General features: G+C 43.7%; 18 protein-coding genes. 9 read left to right on the top strand and 9 right to left on the bottom strand.

Annotation, left to right across the window (positions count from 1 at the left end; genetic code table 11):
• Window positions 1-24 precede the first annotated feature (24 nt).
• Window positions 25-531 (top strand): hypothetical protein, encoded by a 507-nt coding sequence (locus tag ACYTXU_RS02500; protein WP_462208104.1) that lies wholly within the window; start codon window positions 25-27, stop codon window positions 529-531.
• Between the two features lie 75 nt (window positions 532-606).
• Here the strand turns inward: ACYTXU_RS02500 and ACYTXU_RS02495 are convergent, their stop codons facing one another.
• The gene (locus tag ACYTXU_RS02495; RefSeq protein WP_462208103.1) at window positions 607-1,827 is read right to left on the bottom strand and encodes an aspartate aminotransferase family protein; all 1,221 of its coding nucleotides are present in this window, start codon (window positions 1,825-1,827) and stop codon (window positions 607-609) included.
• Between the two features lie 293 nt (window positions 1,828-2,120).
• On the opposite strand from ACYTXU_RS02495, the gene astA reads away from it, so the two are divergent.
• The 3 genes from astA to astB are packed head-to-tail and all read left to right on the top strand — an operon-like array spanning window position 2,121 to window position 6,017.
• Complete coding sequence (gene astA / locus ACYTXU_RS02490) at window positions 2,121-3,143, top strand: arginine N-succinyltransferase (protein WP_462208102.1); 1,023 nt, start codon at window positions 2,121-2,123, stop codon at window positions 3,141-3,143.
• 27 nt (window positions 3,144-3,170) lie between these two features.
• Window positions 3,171-4,646 (top strand): succinylglutamate-semialdehyde dehydrogenase, encoded by a 1,476-nt coding sequence (astD, locus tag ACYTXU_RS02485; RefSeq protein WP_462208100.1) that lies wholly within the window; start codon window positions 3,171-3,173, stop codon window positions 4,644-4,646.
• Window positions 4,647-6,017, top strand: coding sequence for an N-succinylarginine dihydrolase (gene astB, locus ACYTXU_RS02480; RefSeq protein ID WP_462208098.1), 1,371 nt, complete (start codon window positions 4,647-4,649; stop codon window positions 6,015-6,017).
• 65 nt (window positions 6,018-6,082) lie between these two features.
• On the opposite strand, the gene ACYTXU_RS02475 is transcribed toward astB, so the two are convergent.
• Together ACYTXU_RS02475 and ACYTXU_RS02470 are read right to left on the bottom strand one after the other, a co-directional pair.
• The gene (locus tag ACYTXU_RS02475; protein ID WP_462208096.1) at window positions 6,083-8,284 is read right to left on the bottom strand and encodes a TonB family protein; all 2,202 of its coding nucleotides are present in this window, start codon (window positions 8,282-8,284) and stop codon (window positions 6,083-6,085) included.
• Entirely contained in the window at window positions 8,274-8,651 is a 378-nt protein-coding gene (locus tag ACYTXU_RS02470) for a BlaI/MecI/CopY family transcriptional regulator (protein ID WP_462208095.1), read from the bottom strand. Before ACYTXU_RS02470 ends, ACYTXU_RS02475 begins: the two co-directional genes overlap by 11 nt.
• A gap of 149 nt (window positions 8,652-8,800) precedes the next feature.
• Between ACYTXU_RS02470 and ACYTXU_RS02465 the strand changes: the two genes are divergently transcribed.
• From ACYTXU_RS02465 to ACYTXU_RS02455, 3 genes are all read left to right on the top strand, one after another.
• Complete coding sequence (locus ACYTXU_RS02465; RefSeq protein ID WP_462208094.1) at window positions 8,801-10,111, top strand: dicarboxylate/amino acid:cation symporter; 1,311 nt, start codon at window positions 8,801-8,803, stop codon at window positions 10,109-10,111.
• Window positions 10,112-10,205: 94 nt separating this feature from the next.
• Window positions 10,206-10,769 carry a hypothetical protein gene (locus ACYTXU_RS02460; RefSeq protein ID WP_462208092.1) on the top strand — a complete coding sequence of 188 codons (564 nt, stop codon included), beginning with the start codon at window positions 10,206-10,208 and terminating at the stop codon, window positions 10,767-10,769.
• A 61-nt stretch (window positions 10,770-10,830) separates the two neighbouring features.
• A complete protein-coding gene (locus ACYTXU_RS02455; protein ID WP_462208091.1) occupies window positions 10,831-11,394 on the top strand; it encodes a hypothetical protein in 564 nt (187 codons plus the stop codon).
• A 17-nt stretch (window positions 11,395-11,411) separates the two neighbouring features.
• Here ACYTXU_RS02455 and ACYTXU_RS02450 read toward each other — a convergent pair whose 3' ends face one another.
• The 5 genes from ACYTXU_RS02450 to fadR form a co-directional block, all read right to left on the bottom strand.
• Entirely contained in the window at window positions 11,412-13,295 is a 1,884-nt protein-coding gene (locus ACYTXU_RS02450) for a S9 family peptidase (RefSeq protein ID WP_462208090.1), read from the bottom strand.
• A 5-nt stretch (window positions 13,296-13,300) separates the two neighbouring features.
• The gene (tmpT, locus tag ACYTXU_RS02445; RefSeq protein WP_462208088.1) at window positions 13,301-13,963 is read right to left on the bottom strand and encodes a thiopurine S-methyltransferase; all 663 of its coding nucleotides are present in this window, start codon (window positions 13,961-13,963) and stop codon (window positions 13,301-13,303) included.
• Window positions 13,964-13,977: 14 nt separating this feature from the next.
• Window positions 13,978-15,132: a protease SohB gene (gene sohB, locus ACYTXU_RS02440; protein WP_462208086.1), complete on the bottom strand. Its 1,155-nt coding sequence runs from the start codon at window positions 15,130-15,132 to the stop codon at window positions 13,978-13,980.
• A 203-nt stretch (window positions 15,133-15,335) separates the two neighbouring features.
• Window positions 15,336-17,477, bottom strand: coding sequence for a hypothetical protein (locus tag ACYTXU_RS02435; protein ID WP_462208085.1), 2,142 nt, complete (start codon window positions 17,475-17,477; stop codon window positions 15,336-15,338).
• Window positions 17,478-17,597: 120 nt separating this feature from the next.
• A complete protein-coding gene (fadR, locus tag ACYTXU_RS02430; RefSeq protein WP_462208084.1) occupies window positions 17,598-18,320 on the bottom strand; it encodes a fatty acid metabolism transcriptional regulator FadR in 723 nt (240 codons plus the stop codon).
• A 397-nt stretch (window positions 18,321-18,717) separates the two neighbouring features.
• Between fadR and ACYTXU_RS02425 the strand changes: the two genes are divergently transcribed.
• Window positions 18,718-18,915, top strand: coding sequence for a hypothetical protein (locus tag ACYTXU_RS02425; RefSeq protein ID WP_462208082.1), 198 nt, complete (start codon window positions 18,718-18,720; stop codon window positions 18,913-18,915).
• Between the two features lie 30 nt (window positions 18,916-18,945).
• On the opposite strand, the gene ACYTXU_RS02420 is transcribed toward ACYTXU_RS02425, so the two are convergent.
• Window positions 18,946-21,147: a winged helix-turn-helix domain-containing protein gene (locus ACYTXU_RS02420; protein ID WP_462208080.1), complete on the bottom strand. Its 2,202-nt coding sequence runs from the start codon at window positions 21,145-21,147 to the stop codon at window positions 18,946-18,948.
• Window positions 21,148-21,349: 202 nt separating this feature from the next.
• On the opposite strand from ACYTXU_RS02420, the gene ACYTXU_RS02415 reads away from it, so the two are divergent.
• A complete protein-coding gene (locus tag ACYTXU_RS02415) occupies window positions 21,350-23,443 on the top strand; it encodes a hypothetical protein (RefSeq protein ID WP_462208079.1) in 2,094 nt (697 codons plus the stop codon).
• The last annotated feature ends 24 nt before the right edge of the window (window positions 23,444-23,467 follow it).

The following is a 23,467-nucleotide window of genomic DNA, read 5'->3' as shown; positions in this document are numbered from 1 at the left end:
TTTCAATAAGGAGCTGTCTCATCCATGAGAATACTAGTATATCTTTTATCTGTCCTTTTAGTTTCGTGTAGTGATTATGATGCTTTTGCTTATTTATCACCCGAATCGTCAACAATTCAATACAACCAAACAAATCAGTATGAATTGATATTAAAGTCAGAGGAAAATATCAGCATAAAAATCCCAAATAGACTAAGTGATTTTGTATTCCCAATTTCTGATCATGATACCTGCAGCAGGCCATTCATTTCGCCTAAATTAGATCAAGTTTCTTATAGAGAAGTAGTGATTTCACCCCAACAACCTTACAAGATTAAGGTCAACATAGAATATACAACGACGAAAGAGCACAAACCGATTTTAATACTTGATGAAGATATAGTTATTTGTATTAATAATACAGAACAAGTTGAATTTAAATTGGCACTTAATCCATTATTGAGTTTCTATGACTACCACTTCACGTCACTTAATGAAGGTTATACCAGCAATGAAATAAGTATAAATTTACAAAGGCTGGGAAAGTTTTAAAGCTTCAAGTAAATACAAAAAAGCCCCGACTGTTCGGGGCTTCTTCTTTAGAGGTTTGTCTATAGAGCTTTTTAATTAAGCAATTGAGGCGACTGCTTTTTCAAAGCGGTTTAAGCCGTCTTCAATTTCTTCGTCAGTGATGTTCAGTGCTGGCGCGAAACGTACTACGTTCATGCCTGCTACCAATACCATAACACCATGCTGCCAACCGGCTTCGATGAATTGACGGGCTTTGCCTTGCCATTTTTCGTTAAGCACTGCACCTAACAATAAACCGCGGCCACGCACACTTGAGAAGACGTCGTATTTCTTGCCGATTTCTTCAAGGCGGGCAACGATTTTGGCTGATTTATCGAGTACTGATTGCAACATTTCAGGTGTGTTGATGGTATCGAAAACCGCATTGGATACGGCACAACCTAATGGGTTACCACCATAAGTACTGCCGTGTGTTCCAGGCATGAAGCTAGCTGCAATTTTGCTAGTCGTTAGCATGGCACCGATTGGGAAGCCGCCGCCCATTGCTTTAGCAGTAGTTAAAATGTCTGGAGTCACGCCCATGCCCATGTAAGCATACAACTGACCGGTACGGCCTACACCAGTTTGCACTTCATCAAACACTAGCAATGCATTGTGTTTATCGCATAGCGCGCGCACGCCTTTAACGAATTCTTCAGTGGCAGGAACGATACCGCCCTCGCCTTGCACTGGCTCCATCACAACGGCACAGGTTTTGTCTGAAATAATCGCTTCTAACGATTGCAGGTTGTTGTATTCCGCATGTGAAATGCCACCTGGCAATGGTTCAAAACCTTCGGTGTATTTCGGTTGACCGCCGACACAGACGGTAAATAAGGTACGACCATGGAAGGATTGTTTGAATGAAATGATTTCACTTTTTTCTGGGCCAAAGTTGTCATGCGCGTATTTACGCACTAATTTAAATGCCGCTTCGTTGGCTTCGCCGCCAGAGTTAGCAAAGAAAACTTTATCGGCAAATGTCGCTTTGGTCAGTTTGTCTGCCAGTTCCAACGCTGGTTTGTTGGTAAAAACGTTACTCAAATGCCAGATCTTATCGGCCTGGTCTTTAAGAGCTTTGACTAACGCAGGATGATTATGACCCAGGGCGGTTACCGCAATACCACCAGCAAAATCCACATAATCATTACCGTCTTGATCCCAGACACGCGAACCATCGCCACGCTCCGGAATGATAGTCGCTGGGTTGTAGTTAGGCACCATCACCTCATCAAAGGTCGCGCGAGTATAATTTGAATGTGCAGAATTGTCAGACATAAATCACCTTAGCTTGTGACAGGGCCAGGGTCTGTTGGCCAACCTGGTTCCCTGTGAATATGAGTCAAATGAAATAGGTCGGTATCATGTCCTTTTTTCTGCTAAAATTCCACCCCTGTACCAGTGTTTGGCTCAACTTTCGCTTGATTTCAAAGGGCTGACAGGTCGTACAAGTCTCTTATATTACAAACTGGCACTTCCTTTCTGTGGTGAGATTTCCTATTATCATCAACCGCTTAGGCTTCAGTGTCGCCAGTCAAAGCTACATTTTAAGGAATTCAGGACTTTCAATCATGGTTATCAGACCAGCTCAACATACTGATTTACAAGATATTTTAGCATTGGCTGCCAGCGCCGGAACCGGCCTGACAACCTTGCCCAATGACCCGGTTCGCATCGAAGACAAGATTAAGAACTCAGTGGATGCCATTAGCCGCGATATTGTTGAGCCTGGGCCAGAATATTACTTCTTTGTGCTGGAAGACGAGACTACCGGCAAGGTCGTCGGTACTTGTGCGTTAGTGGCAGCCGTCGGTATGGACGAAGCCTTTTATACCTACAAGTTAAGTACCGTTGTGAATACCAGCCATGATCTGGGTATTTATAACAAGCATAAAATTTTAGTGCTCTGTAATGACTACACGGGCGCAACTGAAATTGCCACCCTCTACCTTTCTCCTGATTATCGCGGCGGCATTAATGGCCGTCTGCTGGCGAAGTCTCGCTTTTTATTCATGGCAGATTTTCCGCAACGATTTTCCGATAAGGTCATTGCCGAGATGCGTGGTTTCAGTGATGGCCAGGGTCGCTCGCCATTCTGGGAGTCATTAGGGCGTCGTTTTTTCACCATGGATTTTGCTAAGGCGGATGCCATAAGCGGATTAGGCAGTAACCAGTTCATCGCTGAACTGATGCCGCAACACCCCATTTATGTGGACATGTTGTCGGAAGATGCCCGCCAGGTAATCGGTCAGGTACATCCGGATACTCGCCCTGCGCTTGCCATGCTCAAGCGCGAAGGTTTCCGTTATCAAAATTATGTGGATATTTTTGATGCTGGCCCCACCATTGAAGTACCCAAAGATCAAATTAAGACTTATCGCGCCAGTCGCCTAATGCCCATCCGTGTGGGCAAACCTGAAGGCGAAACTGAATCCATCATGATCAGCAATCGTCGTCTGCAAGAGTTCCGCACTACCGTGTTTGAAACCCGCATTGATACGGACGAACTCATAGTCGGTCAGGACGTTCTCGATCAATTACAGGTCAAAGAAGGCGATACCGTTCGCGCAGCAAGCTTACGCAACAAACGTTAATCGAATTTACAACAGGTGTTTTTTACTATGACTCAAAAAGCTCACAAGAACTTAATGATCAACAATCAATGGCTCGCAGGTCAAGGCGACAACTTTAGCTCAATTAACCCAGCCAATGGCGAAGCCATCTGGCAAGGTAACGCAGCCACTGAAGAACAAGTGGGCCAAGCGATTGAAGCCGCACAGAAAGCTGGCTGGGACTGGAGCCAGAAGTCATTGGATGAGCGTATTGCCATCATGAAAAGTTTTGAGCAGCAACTAAAAGATCATAAAGAAGAGCTTGCTGAGCTGATTGCTAAAGAAACGGGCAAACCTTTTTGGGAAACGTTAACCGAAGCCGGCGCTATGGCCGGTAAAATTGATATTTCGATTCGCGCCTACCATGAGCGTACCGGCGTGAAAGAAGCCGAGATGGGCGCTGGTATTGCTGCCACTCGCCATAAACCACACGGTGTGTTAGCAGTTTTCGGTCCATACAATTTCCCCGGTCATTTACCGAATGGCCACATTGTTCCAGCGCTGATTGCTGGTAACACTATTGTATTTAAACCAAGTGAGTTAACCCCAGCAGTTGCCGAGTTAACGGTGAAATTATGGCAAAAAGCTGGCTTACCTGAAGGCGTTATTAATTTAGTGCAAGGCGAAGTCAATACCGGTATTGCACTTGCCAGCCACCCACATGTGGACGGCCTTTTATTCACCGGCAGCGAAACGGTCGGCAAGCTATTGCATAAACAGGTTGGTGGACAACCTGGGAAGGTTATGGCACTGGAAATGGGTGGCAACAACCCACTCATTCTGGGCGATGTTAAAGACTTGAAAGCTGCCGTTTATCACACCATTCAATCGGCTTATATATCTGCAGGCCAACGTTGTACTTGTGCGCGTCGCCTGTTTGTCCCCAAAACAGCACAAGGCGATCAGTTCATCGAAATGCTCACCGAAGCAGTCAAAAACATTCGCGTCAGTCATTATAACGATGAAAATAAACCGTTCATGGGACCCGTGGTTTCGGAAAAAGCCGCCAAAGATTTAGTGCGCGCTCAGCAAAACCTGCTCGATAAAGGCGCCAAAGCTCTGGTCAAAATGGAGCACATAAAAGAAGGTACCGGTTTTGTCAGTCCGGCTCTATTGGAAGTCACTGACGTACCACACGAAGACGAAGAATTCTTCGGGCCGATTCTACAGGTCTATCGTTACGATGATTTCGAAAGCGCCATTGCAGAAGCCAATAACACTCGCTTTGGTCTATCAGCCGGTTTATTCAGCGATGACCAAGCACAGTACGATACATTCTATCGTCGCATCCGCGCCGGCATCGTTAACTGGAATAACCAATTAACCGGTGCATCAAGCGCCGCGCCATTTGGCGGTATCGGTAACTCAGGCAACCATCGTCCGAGCGCATACTATGCTGCTGATTACTGCGCCTACCCGGTGGCTTCGATTGAAAACCCTGCCTGTGTCATGCCTGAAGCGCTAACGCCTGGAGTATCTCTATAAATGAGCACTAATAAGAATATGGCTTACGAATTTAATTTTGATGGACTGGTTGGCCCAACTCATAACTATGCCGGTTTATCAGTGGGCAACGTTGCCTCGACTTCCAACGCAAACTTGATTGCCAAGCCAAAAGAAGCGGCTAAGCAAGGTTTGCAGAAAATGAAGGCGCTGCATGACCTGGGCTTAAAGCAAGGCGTCATTGCACCGATGGAGCGCCCAGATATGGCTACACTACGCCAATTAGGTTTTACCGGTACCGATGCGCAGGTCATCATCAAAGCCGCCAAACAGGCTCCTAAAATACTGGCAGCCTGTAGCTCGGCGTCCAGCATGTGGACAGCTAATGCCTGCACCATGGCTCCTTCAAGCGATACTGCCGATGAGAAGGTTCATTTTACCCCGGCTAATCTAGCCAATAAATTTCATCGTTCGATTGAACACTCAACCACTGGTCGAGTATTGCAGGCCATGTTCAAAGACGAGAATCATTTTGTACACCACCCTGCTCTGCCAATGGGCGATCACTTCGGTGATGAAGGCGCTGCGAATCATACAAGATTTGTAGATGTAAACAGCGACAAGGGCTATGGCAAAAAAGGGTTACACTTCTTCGTTTATGGTAAGTACGCTTTTGATGACAGCAAGCCTGCTCCACATAAGTATCCAGCACGCCAAACTTTTGAGGCTTCGCAGGCCGTTGCACGCCTTCATATGCTAGACAGCGACAATGTAGTCTTCGCTCAACAGAACCCGCATGTTATTGACAAAGGCGTGTTCCATAATGACGTGATTTCCGTGGGCAATGGCAATGTATTGTTCGCGCACCAGAAAGCCTTCTTAAATCAGATGCAGGTCTACACTGATCTTGAACGTGCATTCGATGGTGAAGAGTTCCATGTGGTTGAAGTGGGCAACAATGACGTGTCAGTTGAAGATGCGGTTAAGTCATATCTCTTTAACAGCCAACTGGTGACTTTGCCGGATGGTAAAATGGCGATTATCGCCCCCGGAGAATGCGAGTCCGTTCCTGCGGTTAAAGAATACCTGGATTGGTTAGTCGATCAGGATACGCCTATTAGCGAAGTTAAAATCTTTGATGTAAAACAATCCATGCAAAATGGTGGCGGCCCTGCCTGTTTACGTCAGCGCATCGTGCTGAATGAAACTGAAGTTAGCGCCATGAATCAGAATGTCATTATGAATGATGATCTGTTCGCCACACTTAACGCCTGGGTTGAAAAACATTATCGCGATACGCTAACCGAAGATGATTTAGCAGATCCAAGCCTGTTAAACGAGTCACGTATGGCGTTGGACGAATTAACCAAGATTTTAAATCTGGGCTCGGTTTATCCTTTCCAGATGGTTTAAAAAGCCTCAAACACAAAAAAGCCCGCAAATCGCGGGCTTTTTTATGGACTACTCTTACTTTTTAATTAGCAACCTTGAACTTCATCCTTCACAAGCTTATCAAGTGCACTTTCAGACTTTGAGTTAACATGAAGTTTAAAAGTTAATAGCTGCTCAAGTTTATTGCTAGCTTCATTCTTGGCTGCTTTTGATTGCTCAGGCTTTTGTGGCTGAGGTGGCTTGGTCGCTTCACTTTGCCCTAGATCAAACTTAATCATATACTTCAGATCTTTCTTACCATGATTTCTTTCTACAAACTCCCATTGCTGAATAGCATTCATCGCCACTTCATCAAAAATACCTTCCGGAACTGATTCATGAACACGAATATTTAATGGTTTACCATTTTTATCGACATCAAATTTAAATGTTACATGCCCTTCAATTCCCTTTTCTGCTGCTACTTTGGGATACTGTGGCGGTACAGTGAAAACCGCAACTTCTGCCTCTTTTGCTTTTGCAGCACTTTTTGGTGGCGGTGGTTCTTTAGGCTGCGGTGGGATACGTGGCATCTCTGGTTTTGGAATAGTGCGCATTTTCTTCTCAAATAACACCTTTTCCTCTTTCGTCATTTCACGTTCTTTTCCATCCTCAAGAACCATGAAGTTTCCGTTTTTGGTTGAAAAAACCTTACCATCATCATTTGTCCATTTCATCACTCGGATTTGTTTATTCTCTTCGTCAACTATTTCTTTATCACCTATCCTGAATACTCTATGAGAACCTTTCTCAGCATCCGATGACTCTCGCATAATAATGATTTCCTGTCGTTGACTCTCGATATCAGCACGCGCTTTTTCCATCTCGGCTCTAGCTCGCTCCATGTCAACTTGGATGCTCTTCTTCATCTTGTCGCTAGACATTTCTTCCTTGGCTTTCATGATGGCGTTTCTAGCCTGCTCCATTTCTTCTTTGGAAATCTCCCCTTTGTTGAATTCTACTTCAATTTCTTTTTGGGCTTTCTCCAAAGCCTCATGGGCTTTTTCGATTTCGAGATGGACATTCTCGATCTCATCTTCGTGCATTACTAATACTCTATGAGCATTCTCAAGCTCTTTCTCGACAAGAATTAATTCTTGCTCTGTTTCCATTAAGTGCTTTTGAGCTTCTTGATGTTTTTGTTCAAACTCTTTGCGCTCCTTTTCAGTCATTGGTCGTTTATTGGCACCTTCAAGGATGTAGTAGTTGTCATTTTCCTGTAGATAGGTAATACCATCACCTTCACTAAATTCGATAACAACTTTTTTGTTTCCTTCATCATCAATGACTATGTTTTCAGTGGTTACAATACGCTCTTGTTTTGGCTCCTTATTCGCAGCATAGACGGCACAGCAGCTCAAAACAAAGGCTGCGCCTAATGTCATGATTACCTTACCGGTTTTGTTTAACGGTTCTGTTATATTCATAATTCTTTCCTCAAGTTGGTTAAAAACCTTCCATGAGCAAAGTAGACTTACAGAGTGAGTGGCAGAAACTGTTGATAGTAGCGCATGACCATAATCTTTAGTTCGTGATTGATTGCCTTTATTGAGCACCAAGTAGTCACAAAATAATTCCTGATCATGCCTGAAATTTTTTCGAGCAATATAAATGAGTGGATTAAACCAACCAATACAGACCAGCACATCCCACAGCAAATTTAGCCATAAGTGCTTTTGTTTGATGTGTTGCTCTTCATGCTCAATAATTAATTGAATCTGCTGCACGGAGAGCTTATGTGCAACATGAATCGGAAAATATATGGTAGGTTTGACGAAGCCATAAACTGCTGGCGACATTTCTTTATGTTCTACGGCAATTACACGGTATCTATTACTTATTAAATGAATACCTGGCAGCTCATCAAGCGGTCTTTCAATTTTTCTTAGATCTTTTCTCAGTTCTATGTGCTGAATAATCAGCCTTAATAGCAATAGCGTTGTACCGGATAACCATAATGCTCCAAGCCACCAATAGTTCTGCAGGGTTTCCACAGGCCGCGCAATCATGACTGATACGGCCTGTCCAATGTAATCGGAGCTTGCGCCACTAAAATCAATGGATGCAATGATTTTGGCGACAACAAAACCAACCGGAATCGCTAGCCAGAGCAAATATGAATTATAACTTTTAGTGGTTTTTCGAATAAAAAATCGAACGATCAGGACAGTTAGGACAATAACACTTAAGTCGAGATTAAAATGCCAGAAAGCATCCAGCCAACTGTTCATTTTAAGATCACTTAACATCGCCACTCTCCTTGTCATTGAGCAAGCCTTTTAAATAATCCAGCTCATCCTTTGATAACTGTTTATTATCAACGAAAGTAGCAAGCAATTCTTTCATATTGCCCTTAAACATTTTATCCAGAAAACTCTCACTTTCGTCAGCCAGGAACTCATCACGCTCTATGGCGGGAGAATACAAATAGCGACGACCGTCTTTCTGGAAAGTCACAACTCCCTTCTTAACCAAACGATTAAGAAAGGTTTTAACTGTCTTTTCACTCCAGTCCTGTGATTGAAGTCTTTCAACCACTTCGGTACTGGTTAATGGAGATTCCTGCCACAGAATATCCATAACATTCTTTTCTGCTTCACTCACTCTGATCGACATACTTTACTCACATCAGTCTGTGTTATTTATGATTACACCTGTAATCTAAAATCAAGATTACACCTGTAATCATAAGCAGTCAACACTAAATTTGCAGTTTTTATGCCAATCGCTTAGAGTTCCACTATTCGAAAATCGGGCTAATAATTATGAATCTTAGTTTAAAGATCCTTATCTTTATGGTTGCCGGTGCGCTGGTTGGTGTACTCTTCCTACAGTTTGGCGACTATCAATGCGCAAAAGATGTTTCTAAAGATGCTTGCTCTGCTATCCAGAATGATAGCTGGGCTTACACTTATTTTGTGAATGGAATCTTTGAAGTTGGCGGAAGCTGGTTTATCAATGCCTTAAAAATGCTTATGGTTCCGCTGGTACTGGTGTCACTGGTATGCGGTGTTAGTTCCCTGGCTGACCCTTCAAAGCTGGGAAAGCTCAGTTTGAAATCTATCGGCCTTTATCTACTTACAACCTCAATTGCTTTAACAGGAGCTTTAACACTAGCCTCAATATTCAAACCCGGTGTTGGTATGCCGGTAGGTGATGCAAACTTTGACGCCAGCGATAAGCCACCACTTATAGAAGTACTAATAAACATCATCCCAACCAATGCATTTGAAGCCATGGTTACTGCCAACATGCTACAAATCATTATATTTGCCATCTTAATTGGTTTAGCAATAACTATGTCCGGCGAAAAAGGTAAGCGTATCGGAAACTGGTTTAACGATGTCAATAAGGTGGTGATGGAGCTAGTTAATATCATTATGCGCTTCGCGCCATATGGTGTGTTCTGTCTAATAGCTGAAACCTTTGCAACGTTCCCATTCGAGAAGTTGATAGGTGGACTTGGATACTATTTCGGACTAGTTATTGCTGGATTAATAATCCATGCACTATTCACTTACGGGATATTAGTAACTTTTCTGGCTCGCCTCAATCCCATTAACTTTTTCAAAGGTATGTGGCCAGCGATGCTTACCGCCTTCGGTACTTCCAGCAGTAACGCTACCCTGCCGGTTACCATGCGTTGCGTTGAAAAAAACCTCGGTGTCCACCGCAATACTTATTCCTTCACTTTACCGCTTGGTGCGACCATCAATATGGATGGCACCGCCATTATGCAAGGCATAGCCACTTTATTTATTGCGCAGGCCTACAGTGTCGATTTGAGTATGGCTCAATTGCTCACAGTTGTTCTTACCGCGACTCTAGCTTCAATCGGTACAGCTGGAGTACCTGGAGTAGGTTTAGTTCTACTCCAAGGGGTACTGTTACAGGTTAACTTGCCTGTTGAAGCGATCGGTATGATCCTGGGTATTGACCGACTACTCGATATGACGCGTACCGCTGTCAATATTACTGGTGACGCCGCAGTCAGTGTTATCGTTGCCAAAAGTGAAAATGAGCTGGATAAGGATGTTTATAATCATCCAAAAATTCACACCGAGTTTGACGATTAATTGATCATTCATTAAGAATATCTATAATTCAGAGGTGGCACTTGCCACCTCTTTTTTTTATCAAACAATACAATAATCAACCTCACAAGGAATAATGATGAAGAAAATAATTACCGCCATCATTCAAAGTTTAGTTTTAATCTTTCTTCTGCAGGGCTGCTCCAGCATTCCTATATCCACCATGATGAAAATGTCTGGCTTTAATGAGCATAGTTTCGCAGAACTTACTGCTGAGGAAGTTCGCGTTAAGGTTCGCAGCAATACTCAACATAACGCAATAACGAAGAATGTTCTGCGCTACCAATACCAGGGACCCGAAGGCGTTCTTGATGAAAGTTTTTCATTGCAGCTGATAGAAGAAAATGTAGACACTATAGAGCACTGGTTTTCTGAGGACAGTTTTGAGCATGCCAGTCTGTATCAGCTTGATGAAGAAGGAGTAGAGAAATTTAAAATACTTCAACAACACCCTCTAATGACAACGAAGAACCGCGAAGGGAAATTTAAAGTCACCGTCAACTTTGAGTTTAGTGATCAAGTCCCTGAGCAAATCTTAATGAGTGTTGATCTGCTTTTAACTCCGGAAGATGGTTTCTTTACCTTGCTTGATGAGCATGAATTTGACATTGGAAAAGCACAAAAAGAAGGCGCAAAGTAAAGCTAAAGTCTCAAGACTGCAATATACTGGCTTTAGAAGTAAAAATCACAAGGGAGTCATAGTGGATAAAAAGTTAAGCGCGCTATTAATTGTTACTATCCATATTCTGCTCCTGCAGGCATGCTCTAATGTGCCTTTATCCACTATGCTTAAAATGTCGAGTTTTGATGAGGAAGATTTTATTCAGCTTAACCCTGAAGAGGTCCGAGTCAGAGTTCGTAGCAATACCAAAACTAACGTTATAGAGGCAAACCAACTCACATATAGTTACAAGGACACTGAAACTTACATTGACCAATACTTATCTCTGGAGAAGCTTGAGGAAGAAAAGATAAGGACTGTTAAACACTGGTTCAAGGACGACAGTGTTGAGCATATTAGCTGGTATCGACTTGATGAGGAAGGAGTCGAACAGTTCAAGGCGCTACAAAAACACCCTGTTTTGCAGGATAAAGACCGAGAAGGAATGTTTGAGCTATCCGTTCAAACTGTTTACACCGAAGATTCACCGCTACAATTTCTCTTAAGTGTCGACTTGCTACTTGAGCCCGAGGATGGCTATTTCACTCTATTCTATGATCTTGAAATTGACCAAACCTCGTCAGTCCCCCACGAGACTCAATAACTATCCTTCCCTAATTATTAAAGCAGATACTTCTGATAAAACTCAAGCTCAGCAGTAAAGGCTTTAATGATAGTTTCAGGCTTTCTGAAACCATGCCCTTCCCCTTCAAAGGTAATGTACTCATAAGGCAAGCTTTTTTCTTCAAGTGCTTTGACCATTGCTTCCGCCTGATTAGGCGGAACGACCTTATCTTCTAAGCCTTGCAATATCAGAATTGGGCAAGAAAGTAGTTCTGTATGGTTGACGGGCGAACGCTCGTGATAGAGGTCTGCGTACTCGGGGTAAGGCCCGACGACCGAATCCAGATAGCGAATTTCGAACTTATGACTGTCCTGCGACAGTGAAACCAGCTCAGCAACGCCGTAACGGCTCATGCCGGCTTTGAAAACGTCATGGAAGGTTAGCGCACACAAAGTGGTGTAACCGCCCGCTGAGCCACCCCTAATCGCCATTCTTGAACCATCTACCAAGCCTTGCTTTGCCAGATACTGCCCCATGGCAATGCAGTCATCCACATCCAGAATTCCCCATTGCCCTTTCAGGCTATCGCGATAGGCACGACCATAGCCGGTGCTGCCACGATAATTGACATCTGCTACTGCAAAGCCACGGCTGGTCCAATATTGAATGGTCAGATTTAAACCGTTATCGGTCATGCCGGTTGGCCCGCCATGACTCATAACAATCAAGGGTGGCTTTTCACCTTCAGATGACTGGTACTCAGGATTTTTCGGCGGATAAAAATAACCATAGCCCTTTTGATCGCCAGTAGTTGGAAATTCGATATGTTTCGGCACAGAGAGATATTCTGAAAGCTGGTCACTATCACTGTCAGTCAATTGCTCAGCTTTACGACTGTGCATATTTACCTGATAAACCGCTTCTCCAGTCTGCGGATTGGCTGCCATAAAATACAGCGCATCACCGCCAGTAACCATCTGGCCATTAAACGCCGTCCAGTTATCGCTAAACAGCTCGACGGAACCTGTTTCAAGACTGATTTGATACAGTGCCTGCTGGCCCTTTCTGGTGCCAATAGCCACCAAAGATTTGTCATCAAGCCATTGCACCGTATGGCAACCAAACACCCACTGTGGCAAACCAAACTCAATATCCAGTTTGTCATGCACCGGCTGCTCAGAACCTAAACGGTAAATATGCCACCAGCCCTCTGGATCAGCTACGTAGTACAGCTGATTGTCCGCCGACCAGAAAGGGTGATAGACCGAAACATTGTCACCACCAGCAACTTTGCATTGATTAGAAATGTCGCCGGAGTCAGAAATGTCAGCTAACCACAGCTCAGTTTGATCCCATGGCATATTCGGGTGATTCCAGCTAATCCAGCACAACTGTTTGCCGTCGGGACTAATTCGTGGATTGGAGTAAAAGTCAGCACCCTGGGCAATGACGTGCTTGGTAAAAGGTGCTGACAACGAAATCATAATCAGCTCATTAATGACCTCATCCACTTCATGTCGTTCATGCACACAAACGGTATACGCCATGTTGGGAGCCACTTCGCCATCACAGTAACGCAAACTACGCTTAATGGGAGGCTCTGGCGTAATAAACTCAACGCTGTTTGTGGTCAGGTTTTGCAGACACAGCTGTTGATTAGCATCATCGGCGAAAAGTAAATGCTCACCCCTACCCCAGAAATCACCACCGGCATATTCGTGTACGCGAGTACGCACATTAAAACCCTCTGGTGTCACATCCTCTCGCTCTCCATTGTGAGAACGCACTATGACGCCACGTCCCTGTTCGTGCGGACGTGACTCCAGCCAATAAACAGCATCGTTGATATACTGCATCTGGCCATAGCGTGTTGATTTGCTGGCTAACATTTCGGGAGAGATGGGTGACTGCCAAAGTCCGTAAGGGGTAGTATTTTTCATAATCATTAAAAAGTAATTTTGTATAACACTTCGTCTAAACGACTTAGCTCAAGTTCTTTCCAGCGCGGGTGACTGTCTAGCAGGCTGCAACGACACAGCTCTTCAACTTTCCCTTCTGGAAACTGCTGTTTGATTTCATTCGAAGTGACGAGAAATGGGGGGCCTGACATCTCATCAGGCTGATAATCCATGGTGACCAGAAGGATAGTCGCATTCTCTGCCAATAAGCTTTTTAAATGCCTGGCGTATGGTTGGCGCATACTTTCTGGCAAAGCAATAAATGCCGCTCTGTCATAGACTTGCTTAAAGTTTCCTATATGATTTTGCGTAACTTCGAAAAAATCCGCCAGCCACACTTCGATGGTGTCATTATGATAACGGACTAATTGATGATCTTTGGCGGCAGGAAAAGATTGCGACACAAATTCCAGTTGGTTTTCTTGAATAAATCGATTGACTGCTTTGGGGTTAAACTCAATACCGATCGGATAATAGCCTTGTTCAGCTAGGAACACTAAATCCAGGGATTTGCCGGAAAGTGGTACTAGGATTTTTTCATCCCTGGAAAAATACTGCTGCACATACTTGACCAGAAAAGTATGCGCCTCAGCCAAGTGAAATGGCTGAGACTCACGCTCCCAGCAATTATCCCAAAAATCAAACTCCATAAAAGCGTCGCAACTTATTTGAAGATATTAGTTTGTGATGAACGCTGAACCCAGCGCAGAACGAACTTATCCATAGCTTGATATAAATTAACCGATAAACGCTCTGTAAGAGGCTTGCGGACTTCATATTTAATGGCATACACATCCATGCTATTCAAAGCGTCAAGAATAACATCGTCACTGGTTTGAATTTTATCCACCAATCCAAGTTCCAAGGCTTGTCGACCATACCAGTGTTCGCCAGTTGCCACTTTATCCAGATCCAGATCTGGACGATTTTCATGGATAAAGGTTTTAAACAACTGATGCGTTTCTTCAAGCTCCTGCTTAAACTTCTCGCGTGCAACGGTAGTATTCTGACCGAACATGGTTAGCGTACGCTTGTGCTGGCCAGCAGTGTGTTGCTCATAATCAATATTGGCTTTTTGCAATAAACGGTTAAAGTTTGGAATTTCTGCAACCACGCCAATAGAGCCTAATACCGCAAAAGGGGCGGCAATCAATTCATCAGCCACACAGGCCATCATATAGCCACCACTGGCGGCAACCTCATCGACGCTAATGGTCAACTTTAAACCCGCGTCCCGAATACGTTTCAACTGCGAAGCAGCAAGGCCATAGCTGTGCACCAGACCGCCAGGGCTTTCCAGACGAATCATAACCTGATCATTTTTATTGGCAGTCGCTAAAATAGCGGTAACTTCTTCACGCAATGACTCGACACCCGAAGCATGAATATCACCTTCAAAGTCAATGACATACATCCTTTGCGGGCTCTCGCTAGCGCCATCAACTGCAACCACATCACCCTCTTCGCTTGCTGGTTTATCATCAGAGGCCTCAATAGCAACAACAGGTTCGTCTGCTACCTTACCTGCCGATTTCTTAGCATGTTTAAGCTTCTGCTTTGCGTCCTTTTCCTGCTTCTTATCACGCTCCTTCTCTTCTTTAAGAAGTTGCTTATACTCAGCATTTGTCAGGATTTCATTCTTTATCGACTGGCTATTATCTTTAATAGCTTCGCCAAGATTAACTACCTTGATATCGCCTTTACTGGATGAACGCTGTCTTTGACCTGCGCTAATCAGCAAGCTGATAATAATGATAATAACCACTGCAATAGTGGCTGTTTTTAATAAAAATAAACCGTATTCACTTAAAAATTCCAAGTCATTCTCCGAATGTCAGACTGTCAATTCTTGCCCTATCAAGGTTCATTATGCCTTGAGGCGCAAAATAGCTGGCTATTTTAACACCGACTTGGCTAAAGGTATAACAGTTAGCTTCTTATCGATAAAGTGCTTTGAGTCATTTCCAGCAGCCACAAAAAAGCCCTCTTGCGAGGGCTTTACTGGAAAACCATTATTTTGGCTTATGGTTCTACCAAGTTTGGATCAGATACTACAACCTGTGTACCGCCCGAGGCGATGAAGTTAGCAATCGCAGTTTGCATGGAAACTGTTACTGCTGCATCAGCTGCAGGGCTTAAAGGCGAAGCATGGTCACCTGAAACATATTTCAAGAACGCGCGATCTGTTGCCGTCGACTCGGTAACTGTTGGCAAGCCAAATACTGCAGCATGTGGAATACTGCCAGCAAGCGGTGCGCCTGCAACAGCGTTAGGTACCACTTGATCGTTTTGAACTTGCAAAGCAAGTGTTGGAATATCCAAAGCACGCGCTAACACTGCATAGTTAACAGGGTCGCCAGAGTCAACAACGGTTTGCGCCGCAAACAAGAATGGAGCTAACACTTGCGATTCAAATGCAGGGTCATCCGCCGGAACGCCAGAAGCCGCCGCCAGTCCAGCACGAATACGCGGACTAAATGACGCTGAGCCGTCTAACATTTGAGCGATACTTCCTGAAGTAGTCGCCTGTACGCTAACTTTGACTTTATCGCTCAAACCGATAAATTTAGAACCTGCAATACCACCTAATGAATGACCCATAAAGCTCACATTATCAGGATCAAAGTCTGGAACAGTGTCACCATCCACATCCATCGCCGGTATAGCTTCTTCAAGAACCAATAAGTCCAATGCTGCTTGACGCAAGTTGTCACGAGAGACGACTAAATTGGTCAGGTTAATAGTATGTGCGCCTGAAGGATCTGGAATACCATCTGGACCTGGAGCGGAAGTAGCATTGTTAATGTAATCAACGCCAAAGGTACGCTCACGAACATCTCCGGCAGCATAATCTTCAAAAATACCTATAGCGCCGCCACTTGCTAGTTGAAGCCCTTGATGAACCTGATTATCAGCGGCAATACCATGTAATGGCAAGTCCATTGAAACAACAGCTGTACAGGTACTGGCCATAGTATCAGCAATACCAAGCATTGCCGTGCGATTACTGGTAATTCCGTGTTGGAAGATCATCACAGGATAAGGTTTAGGGCAGTTAACATTTTTAGGTAAGGACACTAATAGAGGAACTACCTCATCACCTGTTTTTTGCGCTAGAGGATTAGCATAAGTAATCGGCGCACCTGCTAATGGGTTAGCAATAGGGCCTTGCGGAGTTGGAATTTGTTGCGCTCCAACCCACGGGCTGTTCAATATTGCTGTTGGGTTGCCCGCCGTAGGAGCGGATAGTAAATAAGGTAAGGTTACTTCACCTTTGTAAAGGTTGGCAGCACCTATTCCAGTGAATGGCGTGGTATCAGTCATCAAACTTGAGAAACTTGATGCTGGACGTAAACCAGCATCCGCGGCAACCTGAACATAGGCATTATTGGCAGTTACCAATGCATTAGCAACTGACTGCACAGTGAACTGGTAAGCCAGAACAATATTGGCACGATCCATGCCTTCTGCTTCTACCGCAACAAGCATCGTATTAACCAACTGGCGTAGCGGCTCAAGAGCAGCTGTTGGTGCATCCGGAGCAATGGCATCAGGTGATTTAACCACTGCAAACTGGGTATCAGAAGTTAAAGGGTTACCGTTAGCATCTAAAATTCCATCAGTAACAATTACCACATAACTCGCTTGTGGTTCTAAAGGAACTAGTGGAATGATAGCAACTGAAGTGGGACTATTTTGTGTCGCAACAAACTCCACACCAGGTTCAAGTTCAGCTTCCACGCCAGTCACTGGGCCTGTTGGTGCTGGAATGCCGGTACCTTCTATAGCTTCGGGACGATTAACCGATACTTTAAACACACGAACACTTTGCCCTGGGGTTACCGTTGAGCCATCGATTTCACCACGAATTGAAAAGCTAAAGGGCGCATGAGTCGACCAACCATCTAATGCACTGATGGCATTTTGCGGGTTAGACATGTCCGTTGGATCAGCTGTTGGGATATTAAGAGTTAAATCTTGTGTGCCGCTAAATAATAGATCGTTTGGAACTGGTATTTGACCATCACCGGGCGCATAAACAGGAGCAATAAGTTTAGTGCTACCGTCACTAACACCTGGAATTTTTGGTTCTTCTGGACCGTCAGTACAAGCCGTCAAAATCATGCTGCTCAACAGCGCGACTCCGTATAAAGCTTTTTTCATCTCTTAACTCCCATTCGGTATAAAACGGCTTATAAAGCCGTTATTCGTTTTGTTTATATGCAGAATTACCCCAATCCTACTCTTTTACAGTGCTTTTATGCAAGTGGACTTACCAGTATTTTATGCACCCAATTCACTAAAACTTTTCAACTCTGATTTGGCTTTATTCCAAAGCTCACCGCTTTCATGGCCATAATCCCAAAGGATTTTAACCACTTGATCAGCATCGCCTTTACCAATAGCCTCTTCCAGATCTTTGTAATATTGGTAAGCCAACTTACGCGTCTGCTCCCAGCCAAAATAAAAGCGACCAAGCTTATAATAAATGGCTTCGAAGCCGTTTAACATTAAGGTGTAAATCGGATTCCCGGAAGCTCGGGTTGCGGTATGATGGAAATGCCAGTCAAAATCTATATAACCGTCAGTATCGTTTTCCACATCATCCAGCTCTTTAAGCACATCTAAAAGCTGTTGCGGGTCATTTTTGACGGCTTGACGAAGGAAAATACTGGCAATTGAAGTTCTGGCTTGTAACAAATCATCAGCCAGTTTCATGGAGCCTTCATCATCTAATGTAATCAACGTATCCAGCACGTTCAGCGTAGCCGACTGCCAAATATCATTCACCTTGGTTGGCTTGCCGTGCTGGATCGTTAACCAGCCATCTCTAGCCAAACGTTGTAATACTTCACGCAATGTGGTGCGCGTTACCCCAATAATCTCCGCCAGCTCACGTTCGGCAGGCAAAATAGTACCGGCGGCAAATTTGCCATTCCAAATTGATTCAACGATATATTGTTCTGCGAAAGCAGCTGGCGTTAACGCCTTAGCTGTTGAAACCATCAGCTATCCCCGTAATTTAAGAATTCTTGTAACTGGTAAGAGGTCAATTGTCACAGACTTTTTAGCACATAGTAAGAGCCATTTCCAGCTGTAACGCTAACCACCTTGAGAAATATCACCGCTCCTGACAAGGCTTGAAATAAAATCAACCACTTCTAGTATCATGCCAGCGCAGTAAAATACCTTAAAACCCTTAAAAGATAAACCTGCCGAGTGAGTAGGCTCATGCTTACGCTGCCTGGCAATAATCCTGAAATATTATGCTGCTTAACTTTTCATTAAATAAACATTAACCAATCCGACTGGCTAATAAAGTCAGGGCAAACTAAGATTTAGTCCGCCTCACCATGGGGCTCAACCTGATTAATAACGGCAATAATGCTGAAGGAGAAGTTACATGAAATCACTCTATGTCTTACTAATAATGATAATGATTGGTTCTGGCTATGGGTTAACCCACGAGAACTCACACTACACCACTGCTTCCCCACTAAAATACCAAGCTGATGAGCCAGGAACCGGTAACGATGGCGAAGACACCACAGAGCGCGGCTTTATGTGTAGGCTGTTTAATGTTTTCTGTAGTGCTAATTAATCTCATGATCTTGCCTTGAGTTTCACCAGCTCAAGGCTTCAACAACACTAACGATGATTGTGTTTGCGTATGGCGCTGGTAAAGAATCTTATCAGCTTCATGCGACACGGACAGCAACCATGGTGAACCATAATAGTTTTGCACAAATGAGTTGGTTCTCTCAGCCAGGTCATAACGATAGATACTCATCTTAGGATAGTCGTTGGACAAATAATAAATACTATTCTGTCTTAAGTAGATACTGTTCCAGCTAAAAACATCGATATTGTCTACTACGCGAGCCTCTTCTACAGAACCATAACTCTTAAACCACAACCCTTTGGTGTGATACTTTAAATAGAAAATTCCATTTGCATCAGCAGACTCGAAAGCAGCATAACCGCCTTTCTGAGTTAATTGCTTAGGAACTGGCTCAATGCTTTCTTCGTCTAATAACAGTTTATAGACTTGCCAGTCGCCATCGCGATCTGAAGAAAATAACACTGAATGACCATTATTCGTCCAGGACTCCCCTTCTATAGATTCACTGCCTTGTGCTTCATACAGAACTTTTAACCGAAAGTTATTCAGGGTTAATTGGTAAATGAATTTATTATGAATAAACAGCAATGATTCATCACTTGGAGACCATCGTATTCTCCTAATATCGAAGCTAGTCTCGAAGTCAGTCAGCTGCTTCTCACTTCCATCAGTACCTCTTAACCATATCTGCGGCTCGCCCGTTCTTCTTGAAACAAAAGCAATACGATCCGACGTATTCGCATACTCCGCATAATTATCAATTGAGCTGGAGGATATAATGGTAAGTGGCTTTTGTTCAGCTGTAGAGCTTACCCCTAATGGCTCTGCGACAATATTAACCACTTTACGACCAGTTACCACCGCCAGCTCATGCTTGATAGGTGAGTGAGTGGGAAAAGAGATAGGCTCAACACTTTTAGCAATGTTTTTTTCAACACTCATAAAAACATTATAAGCATCGATTTCAGCAGAGTTGCGGTTATAAATAATGGTTTCCCCATCCATCGCCCAATCAAAGTATCGATTCCAACCAACCAGCTTACGCATTGTTTCGACGCTATTCGTGGTTAAATCCAACAAATCTATTCGGCTATTACGCCAATTGATATCCTTCAAAATGGCAAGCTTATTATTATCAGGAGAAATTTTTATTCCGAGAGCACCTCTGGTTTCTCCTTGGGTATAGTTAGTTAATTGTTCTGTCTTGCCGGTCGATATAGTGAGACGAAAAACCTGCAGCGGAGAAACCTTTGAGCTAGCACTAGTGTAGTAGAGATATTTACCTTCTTTCCCCCACACAACATCATTATGCTGTAACACCCCAAAACAATTGACCATAGTGGTTGCAACCGATTCCTTTAAAGAAGCAGGTAATGGAACAGCAACCGAGTCAACCATGCAACGTTGATTGTCATAACGTAAAATAGCAACTCTGGTTCCGTCCGGTGACCATGAGGGGCTGAGTTCATCCGTTATGTCATCAGTTATCTGATAGAGACGGCCATCGACCAGTGACTCCACATAAACATCCCAATCATCCTCGACACTTTTTCGGTAACTAAAAGCTATAAATTGTCCATCCGGAGAAAAGCTGGGATCTTTAATAGCCCCTTCTAACGTAATCAGTGGTGTTGAGCGATCATAAGTAGTCAATGAGTAGTAGTAATAGACCTTTACTGTAAAAAGCCCAACACTAATTCCTATCAATAATAGCAACAACCAACGAAAGCCTGTTCGCCACGTTCTTTTCTTGCCAAGCTTCTCCGGCTTAAACATTTCACCACTGTTGGATGCTTCAGGTTTTGTTACGTTAGATTCTGTTAGCGTCTTATGCTCTTTCGAAACTGAACGACTATCCGACGCATGCGTGAATTCTTCAGATGAATCCTTAAGCGAGGCATATTGGTTAACATCACATACCAGCTGATAGCCTTTTTTCCTTATGGTTTTGATGTATTCCTGATGAGAGTCCTTAGCTAAAATCTGCCGTAATCTATTAATGATGCGATAAACGGCATGGTCACCAACAACTCTCCCTCCCCACACGGCTTCAATGAGCTCATTCCTACTAACTACTCGCTGTGGGTGCTGGGCAAAATAAACCAGTACATCCATAGCTAACGGTTCAATATTATGGTCTTCATTTTGGAAACAGAGTTTATTGTAATCGGGGTAAACTAACCAACTCCCCATTTTTATAGTTTTAGGCATGACTCTTAAAGAACTCTCTTTGCTATATGGTTATCAAATATAAATTATTGATATATAAAGTATATTACTATTTTTCTAATTCTAGAATTACGTTGCCATTAAATTATAATCAACTAAATATCACAACGTCATCAGCCTACTTTTTCTGATTTATGCCACTGTTTTGAAGCTTAATTCACAAACAGAGAAAGGTCATTAAATCATGAAAAGTTGTAAATATCTCACCATGGCGTGTCTATTGCCAATATTGTGGTCAGGTTCACCTGAACTGCATGCAAAAGACAAAGAAACACTCAACCAGAAAGCTTCTCCCCAACTCATAGAGCCCTGCTTAGAGCCTGTCAGTGTCGAGAGCCCAAGCATCAATCAAATTGAACCGATTGATGATTGTGATGGCGGCGGCGGCACCACAGGCCCCTACTCTCCTCCTGGAACACCCAGCTCTATTAAAACACCCGTTTATACCAATGGCAGTAATTATCGAGTCAACTGGTCTAGTGGTTATGGGTACGGCTATCCGGTTCGTAACGAGCTCTACCAACAAACAAACAACGGTAGCTGGTCAAAAATTTATGACGGCTATGGTACCAGCAAATACTTCAGTTCACCTTCAAGCAAACAAGTTAAGCGTTACAGAGTTCGTTCATGTAACAGCAAAGGGTGTAGTGGTTATAAATACAGTGACAAAATGATTGTCAACTATAAGCCAAAACCTAACCTGTATTCGAAGTACAGTTTCCTTAGTACGCTCGACCAAAAGAATGCTAACCACCACTCAACAGCACAAAGTTTTAAAACAGTCATTCCAAGGGACCAGCCTGTTGGACAAAGTACTGTCTCAATACAGGGGAGTATGGGAACTACCACTAGCAGCGACCGATTTTATCTAGGAGATGGTTATGATTTGGTTCGAGGTGCACTAAAAGAAACCTGTCTTGATGTCGAACACCCTGATTTCCAAATCACTCAAACTGCGCCATTGCAGCCAAGCACATTCAGCATTGATTATGTCAATGATAATAGGCACTTAGCTCAGTTACTCGAAGTGTCAGCATCAGCTAAAATTGGCGTAACTGGCGACGACTTTAGTCTCGGACTGTCAGGTGAAAAAGAACGCTATGTTAAATCGGTAACTGATGACCAGCATGTCCGTTTCGTGGTTAAGGTCAAGAATCGCCGTGAATTCTGGAAGCTAAACACTCCGACCGATGCGATTTATCCGGAGCTGGTCAATCAAGTGCTTTCTCCAAATGATGATGAGGCAAAAGCTGATTTTCGTGAGCGTTGTGGTGATAACTTCATAAGTAATGCAAACCTGGGGTCTGCTTTATACTTAGTTTTTGTATTCGATGCTAAAAAGTATAGCTACGAAGAGCGTGAATCTAAAAAAGCCGAGCTGGGCCTGAAAATTTCAGACTACTTCTCTATAGGTGGTGCAGCAGGTTCGTCAACAGCATTTAAGCAAACTCTGGATAACCTGCAAGTTTCCATTAATGCTGATCAAGTCGGCGGTCCTCAAGGCTTGGCAGCAAGCATAACAACATCAAATGTCATGGAGAAATATAACCAATTTGTACAAGATACCTCAGAAAGCAACTGGGCAGCCGTTGATTTCAGTACCAACAATTACCAACGCCCAACGGTTTATAATAACTACAGCCACAGCCAAATCTTCGCAGATTATCGTGGCAATCAAGGCACCTTAGCTCAAATGCGTCGCTGGTTAGATATTAGCGTTCAACATAAAGAGCGTTGCGATCCATGGGGCGAATATGGCCGATCAGCACCAAGCCAATGTAGCGCTTCTCAAGCTGAGCTGCTTACAGCAATGGATGCCTGCCGTGATACCCGCGAGTGGAGTAACTGTAAACATCCTTCGGTCTATAATACTGGTAGCATATCCACCACTCCTGGTGTCAATCTCCTAAGCTGGTTAAATAGCAATGTTAAGAAACTTAACCGTGAAGAGACCTCTAAGTACTATGATCACCATGTTTACAAAGGTACGCTGTATGTTAATGATCAGACGTGCTTATCAAGTAATGCCTGTTTCGCCAATAAATATCGCGGCAGTGGCCCCGGTGCCGGCAACGGCTTTAAGATCACCAACTTTTATTGGGACAATCCTAAAGGAAGTGGTAGAAGCTATAGCATTTCCCCGCAACACTGTGTGCGCTCAGAGGCACGCCTGGAAACTCGTAACTGGTTCGGTGGCGATACAACAGCCGACTGGGAGTACCGAGTTGATTTCGAAGGTGTTTGCCCAGAAACTGAAAACTTCGTGATTGTTCAATAATTACTGATGATTTTCAGAGTAAAT

This window comes from Kangiella sp. M94, from assembly GCF_054926195.1.
The sequence above is the reverse complement of the archived record's forward strand: the minus strand, read 5'-3'. Positions and strand labels throughout refer to the sequence as shown.

Bases quoted from the DNA above. Each gene is read 5' to 3' on its own strand.
- ACYTXU_RS02435 (WP_462208085.1), bottom strand. From the start codon at position 17,477: ATGAAAAAAGCTTTATACGGAGTCGCGCTGTTGAGCAGCATGATTTTG.
- ACYTXU_RS02475 (WP_462208096.1), bottom strand. From the start codon at position 8,284: ATGTTAAGTGATCTTAAAATGAACAGTTGGCTGGATGCTTTCTGGCAT.
- ACYTXU_RS02420 (WP_462208080.1), bottom strand. From the start codon at position 21,147: ATGCCTAAAACTATAAAAATGGGGAGTTGGTTAGTTTACCCCGATTAC.
- astD (WP_462208100.1), top strand. From the start codon at position 3,171: ATGACTCAAAAAGCTCACAAGAACTTAATGATCAACAATCAATGGCTC.
- ACYTXU_RS02495 (WP_462208103.1), bottom strand. From the start codon at position 1,827: ATGTCTGACAATTCTGCACATTCAAATTATACTCGCGCGACCTTTGAT.
- ACYTXU_RS02425 (WP_462208082.1), top strand. From the start codon at position 18,718: ATGAAATCACTCTATGTCTTACTAATAATGATAATGATTGGTTCTGGC.
- ACYTXU_RS02470 (WP_462208095.1), bottom strand. From the start codon at position 8,651: ATGTCGATCAGAGTGAGTGAAGCAGAAAAGAATGTTATGGATATTCTG.
- astB (WP_462208098.1), top strand. From the start codon at position 4,647: ATGAGCACTAATAAGAATATGGCTTACGAATTTAATTTTGATGGACTG.
- fadR (WP_462208084.1), bottom strand. From the start codon at position 18,320: ATGGTTTCAACAGCTAAGGCGTTAACGCCAGCTGCTTTCGCAGAACAA.
- ACYTXU_RS02450 (WP_462208090.1), bottom strand. From the start codon at position 13,295: ATGAAAAATACTACCCCTTACGGACTTTGGCAGTCACCCATCTCTCCC.
- ACYTXU_RS02465 (WP_462208094.1), top strand. From the start codon at position 8,801: ATGAATCTTAGTTTAAAGATCCTTATCTTTATGGTTGCCGGTGCGCTG.
- tmpT (WP_462208088.1), bottom strand. From the start codon at position 13,963: ATGGAGTTTGATTTTTGGGATAATTGCTGGGAGCGTGAGTCTCAGCCA.
- ACYTXU_RS02415 (WP_462208079.1), top strand. From the start codon at position 21,350: ATGAAAAGTTGTAAATATCTCACCATGGCGTGTCTATTGCCAATATTG.
- ACYTXU_RS02500 (WP_462208104.1), top strand. From the start codon at position 25: ATGAGAATACTAGTATATCTTTTATCTGTCCTTTTAGTTTCGTGTAGT.
- ACYTXU_RS02460 (WP_462208092.1), top strand. From the start codon at position 10,206: ATGATGAAGAAAATAATTACCGCCATCATTCAAAGTTTAGTTTTAATC.
- astA (WP_462208102.1), top strand. From the start codon at position 2,121: ATGGTTATCAGACCAGCTCAACATACTGATTTACAAGATATTTTAGCA.